Source organism: Aquabacterium sp., assembly GCF_030652515.1.
In the GTDB taxonomy this organism is placed as follows: Bacteria; Pseudomonadota; Gammaproteobacteria; order Burkholderiales; family Burkholderiaceae_C; genus Aquabacterium.
Genome location: NZ_JAUSAR010000178.1, coordinates 1 through 3,469, shown reverse-complemented (window position 1 = coordinate 3,469; position 3,469 = coordinate 1). Strand labels below are relative to the sequence as shown.

At 61.1% G+C, this 3,469-nt stretch carries 2 protein-coding genes; one reads left to right on the top strand and one right to left on the bottom strand.

From position 1 onward, the window contains the following. Positions 1-1,199: glucose-1-phosphate adenylyltransferase (gene glgC, locus Q7V20_RS20290; protein WP_304795336.1), on the bottom strand; the 1,199-nt coding region annotated here is incomplete at its 3' end. A gap of 97 nt (positions 1,200-1,296) precedes the next feature. Between glgC and glgB the strand changes: the two genes are divergently transcribed. Continuing rightward, the coding region (gene glgB, locus Q7V20_RS20285; protein WP_304795335.1) for a 1,4-alpha-glucan branching protein GlgB at positions 1,297-3,469 on the top strand (2,173 nt) is incomplete at its 3' end.

Genomic DNA, 3,469 nt, shown 5'->3' with positions numbered 1-3,469 from the left:
TCGTCGTCGGCGCGGTTTTCACCGATTACCGTGCCTTCCGGCACTTCGCAGCCCCGCTCGATGATCGCCTTGCTGATCCGGCAATGCCGCGCGATGTTCACGTCCGGCAGCACGATGCTGTCCTGCAGCGTCGTGTAGCTGTTCACCCGCACGTTCGTGAACAGCAGCGAGTGCCGTACTTTCGCTCCCGACACTATGCAGCCGCCCGAAATCATCGAGTCCACCGCCTGACCGCGCCGGTCGTCGTCGTCAAACACGAATTTCGCCGGCGGCGTCTGCGCCTGGTAGGTCCAGATCGGCCAGGTCTTGTCGTATAGGTTCATGTCCGGGTTCACGCCGATCAGTTCCATGTTCGCCGTCCAGTACGCGTCAATCGTACCCACGTCACGCCAGTAACTTTGCTGGCCGCTTTGCAGGTCTAAAAACGGGTAGGCGTTGACGATGTATTTGTCGATCACCGCCGGGATGATGTCTTTGCCGAAGTCGTGCGTCGAGCCTTTGGTGTCCGCGTCTTTCAGCAGCTGTTCGAACAGGAAGCTGGCGTTGAAGATGTAGATTCCCATCGACGCCAGCGCCGTGTCCGTGCGTCCCGGCATCACCGGCGGCTGCGCGGGCTTTTCCACGAATGCTTTCACCCGCCGGTTCCCGTCTACGTCCATCACGCCGAACGCCGTCGCGTCTTCCAGCGACACTTCGATGCAGCCTATGGTCAGGTCGGCCTGCTTTTGCACGTGGTCCGCCAGCATCGCGCCGTAGTCCATTTTGTAGATGTGGTCCCCCGCCAGCACCAGGATGTGTTCCGGGCTGCGCGTCCGCAGGATGTCGATGTTCTGGAAGATCGCGTCCGCCGTGCCTTTGTACCACGAGTCTTCGTCATGGCGTTGTTGCGCCGGCATCAGGTCCACGTATTCGCCGAATTCGCCCCGCAAGAAGCCCCAGCCTTGCTGCACGTGCCGGATCAGCGAGTCGGCCTTGTATTGCGTCAGGATGCCGATCTTGCGGATCCCTGAGTTCACGCAGTTCGACAGCGGGAAGTCGATGATGCGGAATTTGCCGCCAAACGGCACCGCCGGCTTGGCGCGCCAGTCGGTCATGTTCATCAGCCGCGAGCCGCGCCCGCCCGCCAGGATCAAGGCGATGGTGTTGCGCGTCAGGTGTTGGATGTCCGGGTCGTGTGTTGCGGGGTCTGGCGCTGTCATGGGTTTTCTCCTGGTAGGCGTGGAATAGATGCACACGGCGTGTGTTATTTTGGTAACATTCCGTTGGATTATTATTCTACTACTGAGGCTAAGTAAAGTGAAAAAGCATTCTTCCCTTGCGCTTGACGCGGAACTGTCAAAAATCGCCGCCGCCACCCACCATGACCCGTTTGCGGTCCTGGGCCGCCACGCCACCCAGCAGCAGGCGCGCGTCACGGTGTTCATGCCCGATGCCGAGTCGGTGCGGCTGGCCGACTTGGATGCGTTGTTCACGCGTATTGACGGCAGCGATTTTTTTGAGTTCGCCGCCAAGGCGTCCGCGCTGCCGGCCCATTACCGGTTGGCCTGGACTGATAAGGCGGGCGCCGCCCATGAGGGCTATGACCCTTACGATTTCCCGGCGCAGTTGCCGGAGTTCGATCTGCATTTGTTCGGCGAGGGCCGGCATTGGCATGTCTACCAGAAGCTCGGCGCGCACTTGCATGTGGTCGACGGCATCGCCGGGGTGTTGTTTGCCGTGTGGGCCCCGAACGCCGGCCGGGTCAGCGTGGTCGGCGATTTCAACCGCTGGGACGGGCGTTGCCTGCCGATGCGTTGCCGGGGCGGCAGCGGCATCTGGGAGCTGTTTGTGCCCGGCCTTGCCGCCGGTTGTTTGTATAAGTTTGAGATCTTGAACCGGCAGTCCGGGCAGGTGCAGGTGAAGACCGACCCTTACGGCCAGCAGTTTGAGTTCCGCCCCAACACGTCGTCCATGGTGGTCGGGGAGCCCGGCTATGCCTGGCAGGACTTGCCGTGGATGGAGGCGCGGGCGGTGCAGGATTGGCTGCACGGGCCGATGTCGATTTATGAGGTGCATCTGGGTTCCTGGCAGCGCGATCCGCACGGCAATTTCCTCAATTACCGTGAGCTGGCGGTGTCGCTGGTCGATTATGTCAGGGAGCTGGGCTTCACCCATATCGAGCTGTTGCCGGTCACCGAGCATCCGCTGGATGCGTCCTGGGGCTACCAGACCACCGGTTATTTTGCGCCGACCAGCCGCCACGGTTCGCCCGATGATTTCCGCTTTTTTGTCGACGTCTGCCACCAGCAGGGCATCGGCGTGATCCTGGACTGGGTGCCCGCGCATTTCCCCAAGGACGCCTTTGCCTTGGCGCGTTTCGACGGCAGCGCCCTGTATGAGCACGAGGATCCGCGCAAGGGCGAGCACCGCGACTGGGGCACGCTGATTTACAATTACGGGCGCAACGAGGTCAAGAATTTTTTGTTGTCCAGCGCGGTGTTCTGGCTGGAGGAGTTCCACCTGGACGGCCTGCGCGTCGACGCGGTGGCGTCGATGCTGTACCTGGACTATTCCCGCAAGCACAATGACTGGGTGCCGAACCAGTATGGCGGCAACGAGAATCTGGAGGCGATCAGTTTTATCCGCGAGCTGAACACGGTCACCCATGACCGTTACCCCGGCACCGTCATGATGGCCGAAGAATCGACGTCCTGGCCGCAGGTCACCCGCCCGACCTGGACCGGCGGCCTGGGCTTTTCGATGAAGTGGAACATGGGCTGGATGCACGACATCCTGCATTACATGAGCGAGGATCCGGTGCACCGCCCCTACCACCACGACCAACTGACCTTCGGTCTGCTGTATGCGTTCTCCGAGAATTTCTGCCTGCCGTTCTCGCATGACGAGGTCGTGCACGGCAAGGGTTCGCTGGTCAACAAGATGCCCGGCGACGAGTGGCAGCGCTTCGCCAACCTGCGTCTGCTGTACTCGCTGATGTTCACTTATCCGGGCAAGAAGCTGCTGTTCATGGGCTGTGAGTTCGGGCAGGGCTCGGAATGGAACTTCAACCGCGTGCTGGACTGGTATGTGCTGGATTACCCGCACCACCGCGGCCTGCAAACTCTGGTCAAGGACCTGAACAGCCTGTACCGCGACCAAGCGGCCCTGCACCGCCATGATTTCGACCCCGAGGGCTTTGCCTGGATCGATTGCCATGACGTGCAGCAGTCCATCATCAGCTACCGTCGCAAATGCGGCGATGACGAGCTGATCGTGGTGCTCAACTTCACCCCGGTCGTGCGTGCGCAATACCGGGTCGGCGTGCCCTGCGAAGGCCTGTACAAGGAGCTAATCAATTCCGACTCCGCCTATTACGACGGCACCAACACCGGCAACGCCGCCGTTTGGGCAGAACCCAAACCCTGGATGAACCTACCCCATTCCATTTGCCTGACCTTGCCGCCTTTGGGGGCTTTGGTTTTGAAACGCT